This is a genomic window from Streptomyces sp. 8N616, from assembly GCF_052246385.1.
Taxonomy (GTDB): Bacteria; Actinomycetota; Actinomycetes; order Streptomycetales; family Streptomycetaceae; genus Streptomyces.
In genome coordinates this window covers 175225-195894 of sequence record NZ_JBQQBY010000001.1, presented here as the reverse complement: position 1 = coordinate 195894, position 20670 = coordinate 175225, and the positions used below count along the sequence as shown (strand labels likewise).

Sequence of the window (20670 nt, the reverse complement as noted above, 5' to 3'; positions counted from 1 at the left end):
CCTACCGCTGTCGTTCACCCCAAAGCACTGGCGGAATCGGTTTGATCCATATGCGATTTGGTATGCACTTTGGGACGCACGAGAGCGCGCAACATCTTCTGCGTCCTCTCATCAGTCGAATACAGAACCGTTCCCACCATGCCTCGGGTCAGCAGGACCTTATACGTGTTCCGGATCAAACGGTCGAAGTCGCCAGGGGAAGCATCGGACAGCGCCGGGTCCTCACTGGCCGATGGATCTGTCTGCCATCCTCCCGGCCGCCACACGAGGTCAGGGCCGACGATCACACCATTCCAGTCGTACTCGAAACCTTGGGCGGTGTAGACGCAGCCCACCTGCCCGAAACCTCCAGGATCGGTCGCCCATAGATCCGACGAGGGCAGGCCCTTCACGCCTGCTGGCGCCCGGATATTCCAAGGGCGCTGCCAAGAACCGATCTGAACGTCATCGACCAATGTTCCGTCAGTCAACGGATCGCTCCAAGGCCAGCAGTAACCCGCTGCGATCCGGGCGGTCCTCCCCTCCGCACGCTTGGCTCGCAGTATCTCCTCGAGCTCGGCGGGGCTTTCGGCTATCTCAACGAGGAACCTGTCATCACCCGCCCATTCCACGGGGCCCCCTTTCTCCAGCCCGAGCAGGCGGAGCACCCATGTCTCGTACGCACGGCTTCCACCGCATCGGAACTGGACATCCAGATCGACATGACGCACCGGAATATTGCGATGCCGCGCAGCCTCCTCTATTACCGCGACGGTCCCTGTCTCGCCGGGTCGCACAACCTGGTGCTGATCGAGGAGGAAGACGGGAACCTGGGCGGCGTCTATTAGTTCATCGATCTGTCGTCTGGCCGCCCACCGGCTCCCGGCAGGCGCACCGTTCGTCGTCTCCCGGATGCGATGCGCCTCATCGCAGATCAGTACCTCGAGATCGTTCGGTCGCGCCTTCTCGAAGTTGTTGAAATAACTGAAGAGCTTGGCCACCCCGCTCGATTGTCGCGCTATCTCCTTTCGAAGCGTGGTAGTGAACGACTTCGAACCTGTCGCATGGACGACCCGAGTCTTGCTTCGCGAAAGCTCCCCCATCAGGGACAGGGCTATGACGCTCTTACCCGACCCTGGGCCACCTGTGATGACGACCACCTCCTTGTTGCTGCTCCCGCCACCCGCAGCTCGCGCCTTACCTAGTGTTCGCAACACCAAGGAGAATGCCGTCTGCTGCGCTCCAATCAGTTTGAAATGCCTCCGACTCAGAACTTCGTCGGCGGCCAGCGCCATCAACTTCCTGCTGGGCGCCATGCGGCTTCTGGCCAGGGAATCCCCAGCTCTGTCATGCGGATCCCGCTTGATCCGCTCCTTGAGGAACTGCTCGAATGCATCGCGGGTCGTCCGAGTGAAGAGCCGTCCGCGACGATCCTGAGGCAGCGTCAACAAACTACGTACGTGATCCTCGTCAGCGTTATGCAGATACGCAGCGCTGCTGACCCGTTCTTCGTGACCATCAAGAACCTTGGTGAAGTCGATGAGGTACTCGCAGTAGCGACGTACCTGGGTGACCGGGTGGAGCAGCGCTCGCCGCGGGCGAAGACCAGGGACCTCACAGAGATCATTCGCACCTGAGATGACGGAAGCCGCGCTCCATTGTTTGAGTTCGATGACAACGTAGGACGGATCATGCGTGCTTGGGTGCACCCCAGCGAGCACGACATCGGCTCGCAGGCTGCACATCGGCAACTGGTACTCGATCAGCATCTCCACATCACCTAGTTGCGCATCAACGAGGAGTCGCGCCAAGGCATAGAGGCTCTGTTCCCACGAGCGCACCTCAGCACGCGAGGGATTCCGCCGATAGGTGAACGAGTACTGATTGATCAAAGAGGCCACGTAAGTCCGCGGCTCCGCTATTCCATCCTCAGCCAGCGAGCGCGCAGAAATACGAAGCAGCGTCACAGAAGTCCCCCAGGGCACAAGAGCGTTCTCGTGCGGGTGGGGGCGTGTCCTGAGGAGGAAGCCCGGCGGGCCGCATCACTTCAGGATCAATTGTAGCGAATCCAGTCAAGTCTCAGCTGCTCCGGGCCGCCCTACAAGAGCCTCGAATTCCCTGTCACTAGCGGAACTCCTTGTCGAGAGGGACCTTCCGCAGGCTAACCCCCATCTCTCGGGCAGTACTTTTGAGGACAGGGAGCATACGTACATCTCCGTCGCGGACAGAGCCCTTCTCTCCCTGCAGGAAGAAGACAGGAACACGCGCCGCCGCAATCAAGTCGGCCACCACTGAGCTGGTTCCGGGAGCGTGACCTTCTCGGGGACGCAACCAATCCTCACTTCGCCGAAGTCGGGACTCTTCGCAGATCAGTACGTCGCAAGGTGGCGCGTCCACAGCCCCGAGAGCATCGACCTGCCGCGTCTCGTATCCAGCTTGGTTGAGCATACGCACCATGGCCTGCACGAGGGTGGTCCCATGGCCCGCCATGTCGCCCATGAGGGCCAGAACGCTCTTCTGCTCCTGCCAGTGGGAGGATCGCAGCAGATCCAGTACGTAGTGGGCAGCTGCTGATGGGTCAGAAGTCAGCTCGAACGCCCGGCCCCATCGCTGGTGACTCAGAGGGTCGCGTTGAGCACTTCCGCGACGTGAGACGTCACCCTCCCGGAATCGTTCGGCCGCCTGCTCCCCGGATTCGGTCGTCAGTCTGCTGCGCAAGAATGCCATCAACGCGCCGCGCGAATCCCGGGTGAAGATATGTGACAACCGCGTACGCGGACGAGCAAGGAGGTCTGCGACGTCGTTCTCAGAGGCGTTATGCAGGTAGGTCATGCCCGCGAGCCTCTCTTCGTGATTCTCAAATACCGCGTGCGTATTGAGAAGTTCCCGACAGAAGGCTGCCACCTGCTCAGCAGGGTGCTTCTTCAATCCCCCGGGCATGTCTCTGACCTTGAACCTCCCGGCGCTCCCCTGCGCGGCGACTACCTGCTTCCACTGCTTGAGTTCGACTACGACGTAGGAATGATCTCCCGTCTGGGGGTTCATTCCCGCAAGAACAACGTCAGCCGGCCCTTCGACATCCGGCAGCTTGCATTCGACCATCATCTCCACCGACCCGAGCCCCGCATCAAGGAGATCCCGTGCCATGGCCGGCAGGCTGAAGCTCCAGGCGCGCTTCTCCCCGCCATCTGAAGACGCCCTGCCCAGTCGCACTTCGGCTTCCTGCAAGGCGGACGCCAAGGAGCCCCGCACATGCAGGTCATGCAGCTCTCCGGCTGACAACTGGAGTAGGAACACGCCACCCCCACGGAACGGTCGACGCATCTCGGCGTTGGCGTGTCCTGCGAATCGGAAGCCCAAGGCTGCGTCGGATTGGGCCAATTGTAGTCCCACTCGTCATGTGCGGGCCCGGAGGTTGACCGCGCCACGAACGCGGACAATACCTCCGCCGAGTAGATCAGTGCGGGGCCTTGGCGCTCTGCACCGGGCCGTTCAACGCCGCGCGCGTTCTCGAGTCGGCCGTGGGGCACGAGCTGCACATCCGGGAGGCGTCGTCGTACGTCCGGTGGCCGACCGCCAGTGCCCCGTACTCGGGTGAGCGGGGCCCACCTGCCCCGTAAAGGGGCACGGAGCGCCGTGACGGAGTGCGCGTGGCGGTCCTCTCGGACATGTGGGAAGGCCGGAGGCCAGCCCATGGAGCGCCCGGCCTTCGCCTTCGGCTGCCGCACTCGGAGGGGCTCTCCACTTTCTGCATTAGTTCCGGATTCGGACATTCCTCCATTTTCTTGACTTACTCCAGAAAACGCCTACATTCGATGGGGAGGCCCAGCCCCCGCCACAAAGGTGACCCATGGACCGCACACGACCCCTCGAGCCGACGTCGGACGGAGCCGCTGCCGACGCCGCGCTCACACCCCGGCCGCATTGCGCGGTCCCGGCGCAGCCGGGGTGGGCGCTACCACCAGGACCGCTCGAGGACGCCGTCGCCGTCGGCCCCTGGCCGCTGCCGTGGGCGCCCGTGGCCTGCGGGCAGGCCCGGAAGGCTGTACGCGAGGTGCTGCCCCTCTGGGGGCTCGGCGAGATCGTCCACGCCGCCGAGCTGCTGGTCAGCGAGCTCGTCGGCAACGCACTGCGGCACGCCTCCGCCCCCCTTTGCCTCACCCTGGAGCGGATGTCGGGTCTGCGCTGCACCGTGTCCGACGGATCGCCCGCGCGGCCCCGGCAGACCGCCGCCGGGCCGGATGACGAGTACGGCCGCGGTCTGGAACTGGTCGATTTGCTCGCCACCCGCTGGGGCTGCGACCGCGCCGCCGTCGGCAAAAACGTCTGGTTCGAGCTGTCCGCCCAACCCACGAGCCCGGACGACCTGTACGACTTGGACGACCTGAAACTGAACGACCTGAACGATCTGAACGACCTGAACGACCTCAGCGACCTGAACGACCTGAGCGACGCGGCCTGACCCAGCCGGGCCGGGCAGCGAGGAGTCCTGTGCATCATGCGAATCCTGTGAATCATGTGGCGAACGGAGGCGCGATGACCGAGGAACCCATGGCCGCGGCGGCCTCGCGGTTGCGCGAGGCGGGACTGCGGGTGACCGCTCAGCGGATGGCCATGCTCACGGCGATCCACGAGTCGCCCGGCCACCTGGACGCGGACACGCTCCGCGACCGCGCCCAGCAGATCACCGGCGGGCTCTCGCTCCAGGCCACCTACAACGTTCTACGCGCGCTCACCGAGGCCGGCCTGGTACGTACCACCCAGATCCCCGGTCATCCCGCCCGCTTCGAGACCGAGCGCCACGACAACCACCACCACTTCGTGTGCCGCCGCTGCGGCACGATCCGCGACGTGGAGTGCACGGTGGGTGCCGCCCCCTGCATGAAGCCGCGGCTGCCGGCCGGGTTCGGCATCGACGAGGCGGCCGTCACCTTCTGGGGCACCTGCCCGGACTGCCGGGCGGCCGAGAAGCGCGCCGCCTAGCCGGCCGTCGTACGCGAGGCGATCCAGCCGCGATCGGATACGCGCGGCGGCCCAGCCGCCCTGAAGTACGCGCCGCGGTCCAGCCGCCCTGAGGTACGCGCCCGGCCTCTCCGCACGGGCGTACGCGCGCCACGCGCCCCCGAATCGCCCCTGCCTACGCGCCCCACGGCATGCCCGCAACGTCCAAATCCGGCCGACCCCGTACTCGGCCGGATTTCCCTCCACGGCGGCGGCTTCCCTTCAGATTCTCTTCACAGGTTCGTTTCAGCGTGCTGACATGTCCCCGCAATCTCAGCGAGTCCTTCACGCCCCATCGCCTCATCCCGTCACCGCACGGCAGCGGTGAACGAGCCAATGGAGAAACCCCCCATGCACAGGACTCTGACCATCCTCGGCGCCGCCGCGGCGCTTTTCGCCGGAACGACCTCTGCCCACGCCGCACCGGCGCTCGAAGCACCACCGGACAAGATCGTGATCGAGCTGGCGACCGTCAACGGATCGGGATGCCCCGAGGGCACCGCCGCCGTGGCCGTCTCGCCGGACAACACGGCGTTCACGGTCACGTACAGCGACTACCTGGCCCAGACCGGCGGGAGTTCCGACCCGACCGCATTCCGGAAGAACTGCCAGCTCAACCTGATCGTGCACGTCCCCCAGGGCTTCACCTACGCCATCGCCAGAGCCGACTACCGCGGGTTCGCGTACCTGGAGTCCGGTGCGACGGGGCGGGAGAGAGCGAACTACTACTTCCAGGGAATGCCGGAGACGGTCTCCAAGAACCACGACTTCACGGGGCCCTACAACGACAACTGGCAGGCGTCCGACGTCACGGAGATCGCACAGCTGGTGTGGGCGCCCTGCGGCGAGCAGCGCAACTTCAACATCAACACCGAACTGCGCGTCAGCAAGGGCACATCCGACCCGCAGAAGACCAGCTTCATGACGATGGACTCGACCGACGCCAGCGTCAGCACGGTCTACCACCTCGCGTGGAAGGAGTGCCCACAGCGGTCATAGGCCTGTATCGGCCTGGCCCGTAGGACCCTGGGCGCGTAGTGCCCGGGCCCGTAGGACCCTGGGCGCGTAGTCCCCGGGCCCGTAGGTCCCTGGACCGCTGGGCCGTTGGGCGTGACGGCGGGCCTTTCCCCATCCCGCCCCATCCGGCCCCGCCCCGCACCATCCCGCCCCTTCCCGCAGCATCGATGTTGCGGCTCCGCCGCGTGGCAGGGGCTCTGCTCCAGACCTCTGGCCCCCCTGGGGTCTGGAGCAGAGCCACCGGTCAGGGAAGGGGCGGGCCGGGGGGAGAAACCCGTACGCGAGCGGTCAATCGCTCGACCGGTCCGCGGGGCGCCGCCCGCTCGGCTGCCGGGGTTCCGGCTGCGGTGGCACCGGCGGCAGGTGCCGCTCCACCGGCTCGGCCGCCGTGACCGTCAGCGGCTCCCCGCAGTGCAGGATCCGCAGCGGCTCCCCCTGGACCAGCGCGTAGCGGACCGACGACCCGTCGATCTCCACCCGTAGCCGCCGCCCCTGCACCAGGACCGTGAACGCCAGCCGGGTCAGGTGCTCGGGCAGCCGCGGCGCGAACTCGACGACCTCGCCGCCCCTCCTGCTGCCGCCGTCACCGGAGCCGTGCCGCCGCATGCCGCCGAAGCCGTGGACCAGCGCGATCCACGTCCCCGCCAGCGACGCGATGTGCAGCCCGTCGCGCGTGTTGTGCTCCAGGTTCTCGAGATCCATCAGGGCGGCCTCGCCCAAGTAGGCGAAGGCCAGCCGCAGATGGCCGGTCTCGGCGGCCATGACCGCCTGCGAGCACGCCGACAGCGACGAATCCCGTACGGTCAGCGGCTCGTAGTACGCGAAGTTGCGCGCCTTCTCCTCCGGCGTGAACGCGTCCCCGCGCACATGCAGCGCGAGCACCAGGTCCGCCTGCTTGACGACCTGCTTGCGGTACAGGTCGAAGTACGGGAAGTGCAGCATGAGCGGGTACCGGTCCGGCCCGGTGGCGTCGAAGTCCCAGGCCTGGAAGCGGGTGAACCCCGCCGACTGTTCGTGGACGCCGAGCGTCTCGTTGTACGGCAGCGCGATTCCGGCGGCGGCGTCGCGCCAGGCCGCGGTCTCCTCGTCGTCGACGCCGAGTTCCCGCGCCCGCTCCGGGTGCCGTATGGCGGCCTCGGCCGCAGCGACCAGATTCTGTTGTGCCATCAGGTTGGTGTAGAGGTTGTCGCGGGCCACGGCGCTGTACTCGTCGGGGCCTGTGACACCGTCGATGTGGAAGACGCCCTCGGTGTCGTGGTGGCCGAGCGAGCGCCAGAGCCTGGCGGTGTGCACCAGCAGGTCGAGGCCGGGGCCTCGCTCGAAGTCCTCGTCCCCCGTGGCGGTCACATACCGCAGCACGGCATCGGCGATGTCGGCGTTGACGTGGAAGGCGGCCATGCCCGCGGGCCAGTATGCCGAGCACTCCTCCCCGGTGATGGTCCGCCAGGGGAAAGCCGCGCCGTCGAGCCCGAGCTGGCGGGCCCGGTCGCACGCCGCCGGCAGGGTCGCGTGCCGCCACCGCAGCACCGGCGCGACCGTCTGTGGCGCCGTGTAGGTGAGCACCGGGAGGACGAAGGACTCGATGTCCCAGAACGAGTGCCCGTCGTAGCCCGTCCCGGTCAGGCCTTTCGCGGGAATCGCCCGCTCCTCGCCCCGCGCGGCGGCCTGCAGTACGTGGAACAGGGCGAAGCGCACGGCCTGCTGGATCTTCGCGTCGCCGTGCACCTCGACGTCCGCGCAGGACCAGAAGTCGTCGAGGTAGTCGCGCTGTTGGGCGAGCAGTCCCTCCCAGCCGGTGCTGCGGGCGGCGGCGAGCGCGGCGTCGACCTGGTCGTGGACGGCGGGCAGCGAGCGCCGGCCCGACCAGCCGTGCGCCACGAACTTCACCATGCGGAGCCGCTGTCCCGGCGCGACCGTGCTGGTGATGGTGATGCGGCTGACGTCCGGCTCGCTCTCCGCCGCCCAGGTCGTGCCGCGCGTACCGCCCGTCACCGCCGGGCCGCCCGTCACCGCCGGGCCACCCGTCACCGCCGGGCCGCCCGTCACCGCCGGGCCGTCCGTCACCCCCCGGCCGCTCGTACCGCCCGCGCCGTCCCCGTCGCCCGTACCCTCGGGGCTTCCCTCATCCTCCGGCCCCTCGATCACATGGTCGGCCGCGGCCGCCACCCGCAGCCCGCTGCGCTCGGTCCTGTGCACCAGCCGCAGCCGGGTGTCCTGCGCGAAGTCCTCCTCCGCCCGCAGCGGGCAGTCGATGGCGGCGGCGGTCCGCGGGTCGCCGCCCGCCTGCGGCAGTTGCTCGTTCGCCACCAGCTCGGACTGGATGACGATGTCCGCCGGACCGTTGAGCGGCTCGACCTCGTAGCAGACCGCGGCGATCGCCCGCTGGGTGAAGGAGACCAGCCGGGTCGAGGTGATGCGCACGCTGCGGCCGGCCGGTGAGGTCCACTCGGCGGTGCGGCGCAGCACCCCGGAGCGGAAGTCGAGCACCCGCTGATGGGCCGTCAGTTCGCCGTAGCGCAGGTCGTACGGCTCGTCGTCGACCAGGAGCCTGATGATCTTCCCATTGGTGACGTTGATCATCGTCTGGCCGGACTCCGGGTAGCCGTAGCCCGCCTCGGCGTGCGGCAGCGGATGCAGCTCGTGAACGCCGTTGAGGTAGCTGCCGGGCAGGCCGTGCGGCTCGCCCTCGTCGAGGTTTCCGCGCCAGCCGACATGGCCGTTGGCCAGGGCGAACACGGACTCGCTCTGCGCCAGCACCTCCAGGTTGAGTTCGGTCTCGCGCAGGCACCAGGGCTCCACCCCGTAGCTCGGGTGACTGATCATCGCTCCTCCAGCAGCTCGGCGAGATCGCGGACCACCACGTCGGCGCCGTGCCGCCGCAGTTCGTCGGCCTGTCCGACCCGGTCCACGCCGACGACGATGCCGAACTTCCCGGCCCGCCCGGCCTCGACTCCGGCCAGCGCGTCCTCGAAGACGGCCGCCTGGCCGGGTTCGGCGCCCAGGGCGCGGGCCGCGGCCAGGTACGTATCCGGTTCGGGTTTTCCCCGCAGGTGCTGCTCGCGCGCGACGAGGCCGTCGATGCGCTCGTCGAAGAGGTCGGCGATGCCCGCGGCGGTCAGCACGGCCTGGCAGTTGGCGCTCGAGGACACCACGGCGCGCCGCAGCCCTGCGTCCCGGGCCGCCCGTACGTACGCGACCGAGCCCTCGTACGCCTGCACGCCCTCCTCCTCGATCTTGCGCAGGACCAGGTCGTTCTTACGCGTACCCAGTCCGTGCACCGTCTCCGCGTCCGGCGGGTCCTCGGGCATGCCCTCCGGCAGGTCGATGGTGCGCGCGGCGAGAAAGGTGCGGACGCCGTCGGCGCGCGGTCGGCCGTCCACGTACTCGTCGTAGTCGCGGACCGCGTCGAACGGTACGAAGGGGGCGCCTTCGCGGTCGGCGCGCTGCCGCAGATAGGCGTCGAACATCTCCTTCCAGGCGGCCGCGTGGACCTCCGCGGTCCGGGTGAGGACGCCGTCGAGGTCGAACAGGCAGGTGTGCACGTGCTCCGGAAGCCCCAGCATGCTGCCGAGCGTAGGAGGGCGCGGCGGGGAGCGGGACCTCGACGCGCGGCCGGCTGAAGTGACCCCCGGGCGGATCTTCCCCCACAGGCGCCCTGGGCCTAACGGCCGTCCGGCAGGTACCAGTCGTGCAGGGCGATCAGCCGGTGGATCGCCCCAGGGCCCCACGACCCCGGTGCGTACGGCTCGACCGGTGGCGGGTCGTCCAGGAGCGGGGTGGCCGCCTCCCACAGGCTCTCGATCCCGTCCGAGCGCGTAAACAGTGACTGGTCGCCGAGCATCGCGTCCAGCAGCAGCCGCTCGTAACCCTCGAGGGAGTGCATCGTGGTGAACGACTCGGCGTAGTCGAAGGTCATCTGGGCCGTGCTCAGGTGCATGGCGGGTCCCGGGTCCTTCACCAGGAAGCGGGCGGCGATCCGGCCGGGGTCGGCGAAATCGACCACGAGTCGGTTGCCCCGGACGTCGCGCCCGCGCCGGGCGTCGACGGGGAACATCCGCAGGGCGGGCTCCCGGAAGCCGAGGGTGACCACGTGCCGCCCCTGTCCCAGCGACTTGCCCGAGCGCAGATAGAACGGGACCCCGGCCCACCGCCAGTTGTCGAGTTCGACGCGCAGCGCGGCGAAGGTCTCGGTGTCCGAGCGCGGGTCGACTCCCGGCTCGGCCCGGTAGCCCTCGTACTGGCCCCTGATCACGTGTGCCGGCTCGAGGGGTTTCACGGTCTCGAAGACCTTCTCCTTCTCGTCCCGCAGGGACTTGGCGGTCAGCGAGGTCGGGGGCTCCATCGCCACGAAGCCGAGCAGCTGGAAGAGGTGCGTGACGATCATGTCGCGGAAGGTTCCCGTGCCCTCGAAGAAGTGGGCGCGGCCCTCGATGCCGATGCTCTCGGGCACGTCGATCTGCACATGGCTGATGTGGTCGCGGTTCCAGACCGGCTCGAAGAGACCGTTGGCGAAGCGGAGGGCGAGGATGTTGTCGACGGACTCCTTGCCGAGGAAGTGGTCGATGCGGAACACCCGGGACTCGTCGAAGACGGCGTGGATCGTCCCGTTCAAGGCCCTGGCCGAGGGGAGGTCGGTGCCGAAGGGCTTCTCCACGATCAGCCGGGCGTTCCCGGCGAGGCCGGTCGCGCCGAGCATCTCGACGACGGAACCGAACGCGGTTGGCGGGACGGCCAGATGGAACAGGCGGCGCGGGCTTCCGCCGACCGCCCGCTCCGCCTCCCGTACGGCCGAGAGCAGCGGCCCGGGATCTTCCGGGTCGGCCGCGCCGAAGTGCAGCGCGCCCTCGAACTCCTGCCACGCCCTGCCCTCCGGCTTCGCTCTCCCGAACTCGGCCACCGCCTCGCTCGCGTGCTTGCGGAAGTCCTCGTCGCTGAGGGCGAATCGCGCGGGGGCCGATCCGACGATGCGGCAGCGGGAGGGCAGCAGCCCGGCCTTGGCCAGGTGGAACAGCCCGGGCAGCAGCTTGCGCCGCGCGAGGTCCCCGGTCGCGCCGAACAGCACGATGACGTGGTCGTCGGGGACCGGGCCCGCCGGGGCGCGGCTGCGCCGCCGGGACGGGCGGGACGCGGACCGGGGGGACGCGGGCCGGCGTGACACGGACTGGCGGGCCGAGGGCTGGCGGGCCACGGTTCACGCCGCCTTCTCGGCATGGCCGCCGAATTCGCCGCGCATCGCGGACAGCACCTTGTCGCCGAACTCGCCCAGGCCCCGCGACTCGTAGCGCTCGGTCAGCGCGGCGCTGATGACGGGGGCGGGCACGCTCTCGTCGACCGCCGCGAGCACCGTCCACCGCCCCTCCCCCGAATCCGAGACGCGCCCGGTGAACGAGTCGAGGTGCGGCGAGCGGGCCAGCGCGTCGGCGATCAGGTCGACGAGCCAGGAGCCGACGACCGAGCCGCGGCGCCAGACCTCCGCGACTTCCGCCACGTCGATCTCGTACTGGTACGCCTCGGGCTCGCGGAGCGGGGCGGTCTCGGCGTCGGCCCTACGGCGGCGCAGCCCTGTGTCGGCGTGCTCGATGACGCTGAGCCCCTCCGCGATGGCGGCCATCATCCCGTACTCGACACCGTTGTGGACCATCTTCACGAAGTGGCCCGCTCCGCTCGGGCCGCAGTGCAGATAGCCCTCGGGCGCGGTCCCGCCGGTCCGGGTCCTGCCGGGTGTGGGCTCGGCGCTCGCGGCGCCCGGCGCGATCGTGCGGAAGAGCGGGTCCAGCCTCGCGACCGGCTCGTCCTCGCCGCCGATCATCAGGCAGTAGCCGCGCTCCCGGCCCCAGACGCCGCCCGACGTGCCGCAGTCGACGTAGTGGATGCGGTGCCGGGCCGGCTGCCCGGCGCGGGCCATGTCGTCCCGGTAGTACGAGTTGCCGCCGCCGACGACGGTGTCGCCCGGCTCGAGCAGGCCGGTCAGCTGGTCGAGCGTGGGCTGTACGGCCCCGGCGGGCAGCATCAGCCAGGCGGTCCTGGGCTTCTCCAGCTTCGCCACGAGGTCCTGGAGCGAGGAGGCGGCGGTGCCCTCGCCAGCCAACTCCCGCACGGCGCTCCGGTCGAGGTCGTGGACGACGCAGCGGTGGCCGTCCCGCATGAGGCGTCGTACGAGGTTGGAGCCCATCCGGCCGAGCCCGATCATGCCGAGTTGCATGGGCGAGTCAGTGGTCATGGTCAGCCCTCCGTTCGGTGGGGCGGCGGTTGCGCCTCCGCGGCCGCCACGCGCTCACGGGCGACCGCGGACACGCGCTCGGGGGTGAACCCGAACCTCGACAGCAGCTGCTTCAGCGGCGCGGAGGCTCCGTAGGTGTGCATGCCGATGACGGCGCCGCCGTCGCCCACGTACCGGTCCCAGCCGAAGGTCGACGCCTGCTCGATCGCAACCCTGGCCTTCACACCGGGCGGCAGCACTTCGTCGCGGTACGAGCGCGGCTGGCGGTCGAACAGCTCCCAGCACGGCATGCTCACCACGCGCGCGCCGATGCCGTCGGCGGCGAGCTCCTCGCGCGCGGTGAGCGCCGGCGCCACCTCGGAGCCGGTCGCGAGCAGGATCACCCGGAGCCCGGGCCCGCCCGCGGGGGCGTCGGCCAGGACGTAGGCACCCCGCGCGACTCCCGAGGCGGGGGCGAGCTGCGACCGGTCGAGCGTGGGGAGGGCCTGGCGGGAGAGGATGAGCGCGGCCGGCTCGTGGCGGAGTGCGGCGACCACGCGCCAGGTCTCGACGACCTCGCCCGCGTCGGCGGGCCGGAAGACGAGCAGCCCCGGCATGGCCCGGAGCCCCGCGAGTTGCTCCACGGGCTGGTGGGTGGGGCCGTCCTCGCCGACGCCGATGGAGTCGTGGGTGAAGATGTGCACGGTCGGGATCTCCATCAGCGCGGAGAGACGGATGGCCGCCTTGGCGTAGTCGGAGAAGATCAGGAACCCCGACCAGTACGGCCGGAGTTTCGTCAGCGCCATGCCGTTCGCCACCGCCGCGGCCGCGTGCTCCCGTATGCCCAGGTGCAGGTTGCGCCCGGACCGGTCGGCGGGCTGGAAGTCGCCGGCGCCCTCGAACGCGAGGTGGGTCTTGGTCGAGGGCGCCAGGTCCGCGGAGCCGCCGAGGAGCCACGGCACCGCCTGGGCAAGGGCGTTCAGCACCCGGCCCGAGGATTCGCGGGTCGCCATGCCCTTCGGGTCGGCGGGGAAGGTGGGAAGCGCGCTCTGCCAGCCGTCGGGGAGCTCCCGCCGCTGGATGCGCTCCAGCGCGTCGGCGAGATCGGGATGGGCGCTGCGGTAGCCCTCGAAGCGCTGCTCCCAGTCCGTACGGAGTTCAGCGCCGCGGGCGCCGATCCCCGCGTCGAAGTGCTCGCGTACGCCGTCGGGGATGTCGGGAAGCCGTCCCGGTTGAACCGCGCCGCGAGCCACCGGCCCGCCATCGCCATGCCGGCCGATGTGGCGACGCCTTGTCCGAGCGGGCCCGTGGTGGTCTCGACGCCGCTGGTCCAGCGGTACTCGGGGTGGCCCGGGCAGTGCGAGTCGAGCCGGCGGAACGACTTCAGGTCCTCGAGACCGACCGCGGGGCGGCCCAGCACCTCGTAGTCGGGGTTCACGGCGCGTACCCCGGTCAGGTGCAGCAGCGACCAGAGGAGGGCGGAGGCGTGGCCTTCGGAGAGCACGAAGCGGTCGCGGTTCGGCCAGATCGGATCGGCGGGGTCGAAGCGCAGGAACCGCTGCCACAGCGTGTACGCGACGGGGGCGATCCCCATCGGCGTACCGGGGTGCCCGGAGTCGGCCTTCTGGATGGCGTCCATGCACAGGCCGCGGATGGTGTTCACCGACAGCGTGTCCAGGTCGTGCGCCACGGCTCTGGGCGTCATGGCACGGGGCGCCATGGGCGTCCCGGGCGTCATGGGCGTCATGGGCACCTCCCCGATCGCGAGGGCGCGTGCGGCCGCGCGGGCTCGCCGGCGCGAGCCTGCTCCCGATCAGCCTGCGCCGAGGCCGCGGCGGGAGACTTCACCCTCGCTGGGTGAAGTCGCCGCGCCGACCGGATCCGCTGTGCGTCCTGACGTACCTCCGGGCGCCCCTAAGCATGCTGAAGCGGACGCCCGGCTCCCTCTCGGGAAGCCGGGCGTCCGTGGTCTCAGTGGTGTCAGTGATCTCAGTGGTCTCAGGCGCTCTCGCCGAAGCGGGCCGCCTCGACGTAGTCCGGGCGCGGATCCAGCGCCGCGGCCAGGCGGAAGTGGCGGATGGCCTCGCCGGGGCGGTTGGCGCGCTGCAGCGTACGGCCCAGCGCGAAGTGGGCGAACGCGTTGTCCGGCTCGCGGTCCACGATGTGCTGGAACTCGGCCTCCGCCGAGCGGAGTTGGGCCGCCATGAAGTACGCGCGCGCTCGCAGCAGGCGTGCCGCTCTGCTCCCCGGGTGGGCTTCGATCACCGAGTCGAGCAGCTTGATCGCGCCACGCGGGTCGCGCGCGGCCAGCAGATGCTCCGCGGCGCGGAAGTCGATGACATGCGTCTCGGGGGTGCGCTCGGGCACAGCGGCCTCCTTCCACAACACACGACGGCGGATCCTGCCCCTCGGTCCGGACAACACCACCGTCCGGCACGGCATTCCCCCGGACGGCGGCCGTGCACACGACAACCCACCCGACAACCCGCACCGACATCGACATCGACATCGAATGAGACCTGCGGCAAGTCAGGGGGGTGACTTTTCCCGTGTGGCGCACATCCCACCGTCCAGGTTCTTGACTCGCGAGTAAGGGGAGGTAAGCATTCCGTTTCACTGTTCGACACGCCGTCGACCTGCGGATCTTCCTCGGACGACCTCGGACGACCTCCGGGCGACGGCACACCGGCCTTCCGTTCCGCCCGGAACGGCAGGCCGCCACCGCCGTCGCCCGACCCGGGTCCGGCGGTGCCTGGAAGGGAAGTGCCATGCGTCGCCGCTCTCTCGCCGTGCTCCTCGCCTCGGCCGTCATCACCGCGCTGACGGCCTTCGCCACGCCCGCGCTCGGCGACACCGTGGACGTCTCCCCGCCCGGCGCCAACGACTGGTCGTGCAAGCCGACGGCCGAGCACCCCGACCCGGTCGTCCTCGTCCATGGGACATTCGAGAACATGGCGAAGAACTGGAGCATGCTGTCGCCGAAGCTCGCCGACGCCGGGTTCTGCGTCTTCGCGCTCAACTACGGGCACGACGCGACCGACCACGTGGCGGACTCCGCCCGCGAGCTCGCGCCCTTCGTGGACGCCGTGCTCAGCGCCACCGGAGCGCACAAAGCGGACATCGTCGGACACAGCCAGGGCGGCATGATGCCGCGCTACTACCTCAAGTTCCTGCACGGCGCGAACAAGGTCGACGACCTGGTCGGCATCGTTCCGTCCAACCACGGCACGACCAACCCCCTGGCGGCCGTCACCGGAGCCACGGTCTGCGCGGCATGTGCGGACCAGGTGGCGGGCTCACCGTTCCTGACCGAGCTCAACGCGGGCGGCGACACCGTTTCGGGTCCGGACTACACGGTGATCACGACGAAGTACGACGAGGTCGTCACGCCGTACACCAGCGCTTTCCTCGATGGACCGACAAAGCAGGTCACCAACATCACCCTGCAGGACGCGTGCCCGATGGACCCGATCGAGCACGACCAGTCCCCCAATGACCCCGTGGTCGCCCGATGGGTGATCAACGCCCTGGACCGTGAGGGCCCGGCCGACCCCGGCTTCAAGCCGCAGTGCGTGGGCTGACCCGGCTCACCCGCCCGCTCGCTCCCGCAACTCCTCCCAGACCTTCCTGACCTGCGGCTCCAGCGCCTCCAGCGGACCGTCGTTGTCGATCACCAGGTCGGCGACGGCCAGCCGCTGCTCGCGCGTCGCCTGAGCAGCCATTCGGGAGCGAGCCTCGGACTCCGCCATACCGCGCAGCCCGACCAGGCGGTCGAGCTGGGTCCCGGGGGATGCGTCCACGACCACCACCAGGTCGTAAAGACCGGCCAGGTCGTTCTCGGTGAGCAGGGGGACGTCGTGCACGACGACGGCGGCGTCAGCGCCCGCGGCCGACGCCTCCAGCTCGGCCGAGCGGGCACCGACGAGCGGGTGGACAATCGCGTTCAACGCGCGCAGCCGCTCCGGGTCGTTGAAGACGACAGTACCGAGCCTGGGGCGGTCCAGGGTGCCGTCCGGGGCGAGAATCTCCGGGCCGAACTCGGCCACAACCGCCGCAAGGCCGGGCGTCCCCGGCTCCACGACCTCCCGCGCGATCCTGTCCGCGTCGACGATCACCGCGCCGTACGACGCGAGCAGCCGCGACACCTCGCTCTTGCCCGCGCCGATACCGCCCGTCAGGCCCACCTTCAGCATGCGATCAGACTAGTTCAGCCACCCGGGCCGGACGCCCTCAGTCCCCGTCGCCCTCGCGCTCGGCGAGGAAGCGCTCGAACTCCCGGCCCAGCTCCTCCGCCGACGGCAGCTGCGCGGGCTCGGCGACGAGGTTGCCGCGGCTCTGGGCGCCGGCCACCGCGTCGTACTGGTTCTCCAGGCCCTGCACGAGCGAGACCAGCTCCTCGTCACCCTCCCCGACCTGCCGGTCGATTTCGGTCTGGGTGCGGTGCGCCGCCGTGCGCAGCGTGTGCACCACGCCCGGCACGACCAGTCCCGTCGCCGCCGTGATCGCCTCGAGCGCGGCCAGCGCGGCGTCGGGGTACGGCGAGCGGGCGATGTAGTGCGGCACGTGCGCGGCGACGCCCAGCACATCGTGTCCCGCCTCGGCGAGCCGGAACTCCACGAGCGACTCTGCGCTGCCGGGCACCTGCGCCTCGTCGAAGAAGCCCTGGTGGCCGGGCATCAGGTCGAGCCGGTTGCCGTGCGGGGTGAGCCCGACCGGGCGGGTGTGCGGAACGCCCATGGGAATGCCGTGAAAGCTCACGGACAGCCGGACGCTCAGCCGCTCGACGATCTGGCGCACGGCGACGGCGAAGCGCTCCCACTCCACGTCCGGCTCGGGTCCGGACAGCAGCAGGAAGGGCGCGCCGGTGGCATCCTGCACCAGATTCACGTCCAGCCTGGGCATGTCGTACGAGGTCCAGCGGTCGCGCTGGAAGGTGAGCAGGGGACGCCGGGCGCGGTAGTCGACGAGTCGGTCCGCGTCGAAGCGTGCAACCGTCTCGTGGGGCAGCTGGTCGAGCAGCCGTTCCACGACCTGCTCGCCGGTGTCTCCGGCGTCGATGTATCCGTCGAAGTGGTAGAGCATGACGAGCCCTGCCGTGTCCTGGGCGATCGCCATGTCGGCCACTGCGAGCCCCTTGGGCTCCCACTCGTACAGATCCTGCGGATCAAGCACCGTAACCGCGCCTCCTCGTGTTCATAAACGCCCAACGCCCGAGGGCGCACAGGCATTCCCGGCGTCGGGGGCCCGCCGCATCGTGGCAACGGGGTGTTACGGTCCGTCAGCTTCCGGCGTATCGCCCATATTTCCCCCAGCGGCGGTACGCATCGACGCAGGTCTTGACGTGTTCGCGCAATGCGCCTAATTTCGCCAGCCACCAAGGTTGTTCAGATTGGCGACTGTCGTTCACATAGAGAAACGTGTCGGACGCGTCGCCACATGAAGCAGGAAGGAACCCGCCATGCGCTCCCCCACGCGCACGCGCCGCCGCATGCTGCTGACCACCCCACTCGCCGCTGCGCTCGGCTGCACGGCGTTACTGACCACCAGCACATGCGCGGATGCCGCCCAGGCCGCCCCCGCGGCCGGTCCCGCCTCCGGTCCTGCGGCCAATCCCGCGGCCGTCATCCCGGTGTCCACGGCCGCTCAACTCAAGGACGCGCTCGCCGCCGCCAAGCCCGGCGACACCATCCAGCTCGCCGACGGCACGTACAACGGCAACTTCCAGACCACCGCCACCGGCAGCGCGTCCTCCCGCATCACAATCACCGGCTCCTCGAAAGCCGTGCTCACGGCGGGCGGCGGCTATGGGCTGCACCTCAACGGCGCCTCGTACTGGACGGTGAAGGGCATCACCGTCACCGGCGGCCAGAAGGGGATCATGATGGACGGCGCGAACGACGTCGTCATCGACGCGGTCACCGTCCACGGCCTGGACATGGAGGGCGTGCACTTCCGCAAGTCCAGCAGGAACGGCCTGATCAAGAACTCGACGATCTACGACACGGGGAACAACGACAGCGGCATGGGCGAGGGGGTGTACGTCGGCACCGCCAACACGCTCTCCGACAAGAGCGACAACGTGCAGATCCTCGGCAACACGATCGGCCCCGACGTCGGCGGCGAGGCCATCGACCTCAAGGAGGGCACGACGGGCGGTCTCGTCTCCGGCAACACGTTCGACGGCCGCGGACTGACCGGCAACCACTACGACGACTCGTGGATCGACGTGAAGGGCAACGACTACGTCGTCGAGAACAACTCCGGCAGGAACACGACCAACAACGGCTTCGAGGTGCATACGCAGCAGGAGGGGTGGGGCTGCGGGACGGTCTTCCGCGGCAACCGCTCCGACCTGACCGGAGCCACGGGCTCCGGGCGCTACGCGATCTACGCCTTCAACTACAGCTCGTCCTGCAAGACGACGGTGACCAGCAGCAACACGGTCACCGGCGGCCGCGGCCTGGTCAACCCGGGCGTACCGGTCGACGACTGACCGGCCCGCGGGCGGGACATTTACCACCCACCCCGCCCCATCCCTGACCCAGGCACCCCCGCGTGCGCGGAACACACAAGGCCCGCCCCCTGCAGGGGCGGGCCTTGTGTTACCGGCTATTGGCTAGCGGCGAGCAGTCAGCTCTGACCGCCGGCCAGCTTCTCGCGGAGCGCGGCCAGGGCCTCGTCCGACGCGAGCGCGCCGGAGTTGTCCTGGGGCTCCGAGGAGTACGAGCCGCCGCCGCCCTGGCCGCCGCCGCCCTGCGGAGCGGCCTGACCGGCCTCGGCCGCGGCCTGCTCGTCGGCCTCGCGGGACTTGATGACCTGCGCCTGGTGCTGCTCGAAGCGCGCCTGCGCCTCGGCGTACTGGCGCTCCCACTCCTCCCGCTGCTTCTCGTAGCCCGGCAGCCAGTCGTTGGCCTCCGGGTCGAAGCCCTCGGGGTAGATGTAGTTGCCCTGGTCGTCGTACGAGGCAGCCATGCCGTACAGGGTCGGGTCGAACTCGACGGCCGCAGGCTCGGCGCCGAACGCCTCGTTCGCCTGCTTCAGCGAGAGGCTGATGCGGCGGCGCTCGAGGTCGATGTCGATGACCTTGACGAAGATCTCGTCGTTGACCTGGACGACCTGCTCCGGAATCTCCACGTGGCGCTCGGCCAGCTCGGAGATGTGGACCAGACCCTCGATGCCCTCGTCGACGCGGACGAACGCACCGAACGGAACGAGCTTGGTGACCTTACCCGGGACGACCTGACCGATCTGGTGGGTCCGGGCGAACTGCTGCCACGGGTCCTCCTGGGTCGCCTTCAGCGACAGGGAGACGCGCTCGCGGTCCATGTCGACGTCCAGGACCTCGACCGTGACCTCCTGGCCGACCTCGACGACCTCGGACGGGTGGTCGATGTGCTTCCAGGACAGCTCGGAGACGTGGACGAGACCGTCGACGCCGCCCAGGTCCACGAAGGCACCGAAGTTGACGATGGAGGAGACGACGCCGGAGCGCACCTGGCCCTTCTGGAGGGTGGTGAGGAAGGTCTGGCGGACCTCGCTCTGGGTCTGCTCCAGCCAGGCGCGGCGGGAAAGAACCACGTTGTTGCGGTTCTTGTCCAGCTCGATGATCTTCGCCTCGAGCTCCTTGCCCACGTAGGGCTGCAGGTCGCGGACGCGGCGCATCTCGACCAGGGAGGCGGGGAGGAAGCCGCGGAGGCCGATGTCGAGGATGAGACCACCCTTGACGACCTCGATGACGGTACCGGTGACGATGCCGTCCTCTTCCTTGATCTTCTCGATCGTGCCCCAGGCCCGCTCGTACTGAGCGCGCTTCTTGGACAGGATGAGGCGGCCTTCCTTGTCCTCCTTCTGGAGAACAAGGGCCTCGATCTCGTCGCCGACGGCCACGACCTCGTTCGGGTCGACGTCGTGCTTGATCGAGAGCTCGCGGGAGGGGATGACCCCCTCGGTCTTGTAACCGATGTCGAGCAGGACCTCGTCCCGGTCGACCTTCACGATGACGCCGTCGACGATGTCGCCGTCGTTGAAGTACTTGATCGTCTCGTCGATCGCGGCGAGGAAGGCATCCTCGTTACCGATGTCGTTGACCGCTACCTGCGGGGTGGCGGGGGTCTCGGTGCTGCTCGTCATGTGGGAAAGGGCTCCGGTACGGACATTGAGTCGTAGGTACTGCTCACGCCGGGAGCCCGTTATCGCACCGCCGAAGCCGGACAGCCAGGAGACGCGATCCTTCCACAGGGTCGGAAATGCGCCTCGACAACCGAGGGGACATACAACAGATGCGAGCGCAGCCTGCTACGTCTGAGGTGCGCAGGCCCGCAGCGCAACTTGTAGCATACGGGGGCAGCCGGGCATGGTCAATGCGCGAAGAGCGCACCAGGGGCATAAGCCAACTCAAGCCCCATACCCGACACAACGCACACTGCTTTGCGCACTGCTCTTAGCAGCTACAGGTTCGAGCGAACATTACGACG

General features: G+C 69.2%; 17 protein-coding genes. 5 read left to right on the top strand and 12 right to left on the bottom strand.

All coding sequences use genetic code 11. The annotated features are described in order from the left end of the window. Window positions 1–14: 14 nt before the first annotated feature. Together ACTWQC_RS00865 and ACTWQC_RS00860 are read right to left on the bottom strand one after the other, a co-directional pair. Complete coding sequence (locus ACTWQC_RS00865; protein ID WP_443313497.1) at window positions 15–1946, bottom strand: DNA/RNA helicase domain-containing protein; 1932 nt, start codon at window positions 1944–1946, stop codon at window positions 15–17. A gap of 157 nt (window positions 1947–2103) precedes the next feature. Beyond that, window positions 2104–3126, bottom strand: coding sequence for a hypothetical protein (locus ACTWQC_RS00860; protein ID WP_443313496.1), 1023 nt, complete (start codon window positions 3124–3126; stop codon window positions 2104–2106). 703 nt (window positions 3127–3829) lie between these two features. Between ACTWQC_RS00860 and ACTWQC_RS00855 the strand changes: the two genes are divergently transcribed. The 3 genes from ACTWQC_RS00855 to ACTWQC_RS00845 all read left to right on the top strand — a co-directional run bounded on the left by ACTWQC_RS00855 (window position 3830) and on the right by ACTWQC_RS00845 (window position 5979). Further along, window positions 3830–4441, top strand: a complete 612-nt coding sequence (locus tag ACTWQC_RS00855; protein ID WP_443313494.1) for an ATP-binding protein — start codon at window positions 3830–3832, stop codon at window positions 4439–4441. A 74-nt stretch (window positions 4442–4515) separates the two neighbouring features. Continuing rightward, window positions 4516–4962, top strand: coding sequence for a Fur family transcriptional regulator (locus ACTWQC_RS00850; protein WP_443313493.1), 447 nt, complete (start codon window positions 4516–4518; stop codon window positions 4960–4962). Between the two features lie 369 nt (window positions 4963–5331). Beyond that, entirely contained in the window at window positions 5332–5979 is a 648-nt protein-coding gene (locus ACTWQC_RS00845) for a DUF4360 domain-containing protein (RefSeq protein WP_443313492.1), read from the top strand. A gap of 306 nt (window positions 5980–6285) precedes the next feature. On the opposite strand, the gene ACTWQC_RS00840 is transcribed toward ACTWQC_RS00845, so the two are convergent. From ACTWQC_RS00840 to ACTWQC_RS00810, 7 genes are all read right to left on the bottom strand, one after another. After that, window positions 6286–8820, bottom strand: coding sequence for a glycoside hydrolase family 65 protein (locus tag ACTWQC_RS00840; RefSeq protein WP_443313491.1), 2535 nt, complete (start codon window positions 8818–8820; stop codon window positions 6286–6288). Beyond that, window positions 8817–9560, bottom strand: coding sequence for an HAD family hydrolase (locus ACTWQC_RS00835; RefSeq protein ID WP_443313490.1), 744 nt, complete (start codon window positions 9558–9560; stop codon window positions 8817–8819). The genes ACTWQC_RS00840 and ACTWQC_RS00835 overlap by 4 nt, the downstream gene beginning before the upstream one ends. Window positions 9561–9658: 98 nt before the next feature. After that, window positions 9659–11062 (bottom strand): glucose-6-phosphate dehydrogenase, encoded by a 1404-nt coding sequence (gene zwf / locus ACTWQC_RS00830; protein WP_443313646.1) that lies wholly within the window; start codon window positions 11060–11062, stop codon window positions 9659–9661. A 126-nt stretch (window positions 11063–11188) separates the two neighbouring features. Beyond that, a complete protein-coding gene (gnd, locus tag ACTWQC_RS00825) occupies window positions 11189–12217 on the bottom strand; it encodes a phosphogluconate dehydrogenase (NAD(+)-dependent, decarboxylating) (protein WP_443313489.1) in 1029 nt (342 codons plus the stop codon). Window positions 12218–12219: 2 nt separating this feature from the next. Continuing rightward, on the bottom strand, window positions 12220–13209 hold the full coding sequence (locus tag ACTWQC_RS00820) for a transketolase-like TK C-terminal-containing protein (protein ID WP_443313488.1): 990 nt from the start codon (window positions 13207–13209) through the stop codon (window positions 12220–12222). Continuing rightward, window positions 13176–13943: a hypothetical protein gene (locus tag ACTWQC_RS00815; RefSeq protein ID WP_443313487.1), complete on the bottom strand. Its 768-nt coding sequence runs from the start codon at window positions 13941–13943 to the stop codon at window positions 13176–13178. Before ACTWQC_RS00815 ends, ACTWQC_RS00820 begins: the two co-directional genes overlap by 34 nt. 251 nt (window positions 13944–14194) lie before the next feature. Continuing rightward, window positions 14195–14563 (bottom strand): tetratricopeptide repeat protein, encoded by a 369-nt coding sequence (locus ACTWQC_RS00810; RefSeq protein ID WP_443313486.1) that lies wholly within the window; start codon window positions 14561–14563, stop codon window positions 14195–14197. A 401-nt stretch (window positions 14564–14964) separates the two neighbouring features. On the opposite strand from ACTWQC_RS00810, the gene ACTWQC_RS00805 reads away from it, so the two are divergent. Continuing rightward, on the top strand, window positions 14965–15777 hold the full coding sequence (locus ACTWQC_RS00805; RefSeq protein WP_443313485.1) for an alpha/beta fold hydrolase: 813 nt from the start codon (window positions 14965–14967) through the stop codon (window positions 15775–15777). A 6-nt stretch (window positions 15778–15783) separates the two neighbouring features. Here ACTWQC_RS00805 and coaE read toward each other — a convergent pair whose 3' ends face one another. After that, window positions 15784–16389, bottom strand: a complete 606-nt coding sequence (coaE, locus tag ACTWQC_RS00800) for a dephospho-CoA kinase (RefSeq protein WP_443313484.1) — start codon at window positions 16387–16389, stop codon at window positions 15784–15786. A 37-nt stretch (window positions 16390–16426) separates the two neighbouring features. Then, the gene (locus ACTWQC_RS00795; protein WP_443313483.1) at window positions 16427–17368 is read right to left on the bottom strand and encodes a PAC2 family protein; all 942 of its coding nucleotides are present in this window, start codon (window positions 17366–17368) and stop codon (window positions 16427–16429) included. 316 nt (window positions 17369–17684) lie between these two features. Between ACTWQC_RS00795 and ACTWQC_RS00790 the strand changes: the two genes are divergently transcribed. After that, window positions 17685–18689 (top strand): right-handed parallel beta-helix repeat-containing protein, encoded by a 1005-nt coding sequence (locus tag ACTWQC_RS00790; RefSeq protein WP_443313645.1) that lies wholly within the window; start codon window positions 17685–17687, stop codon window positions 18687–18689. A 137-nt stretch (window positions 18690–18826) separates the two neighbouring features. Here the strand turns inward: ACTWQC_RS00790 and rpsA are convergent, their stop codons facing one another. Then, a complete protein-coding gene (gene rpsA / locus ACTWQC_RS00785; RefSeq protein WP_443313482.1) occupies window positions 18827–20326 on the bottom strand; it encodes a 30S ribosomal protein S1 in 1500 nt (499 codons plus the stop codon). Window positions 20327–20670: the final 344 nt, after the last annotated feature.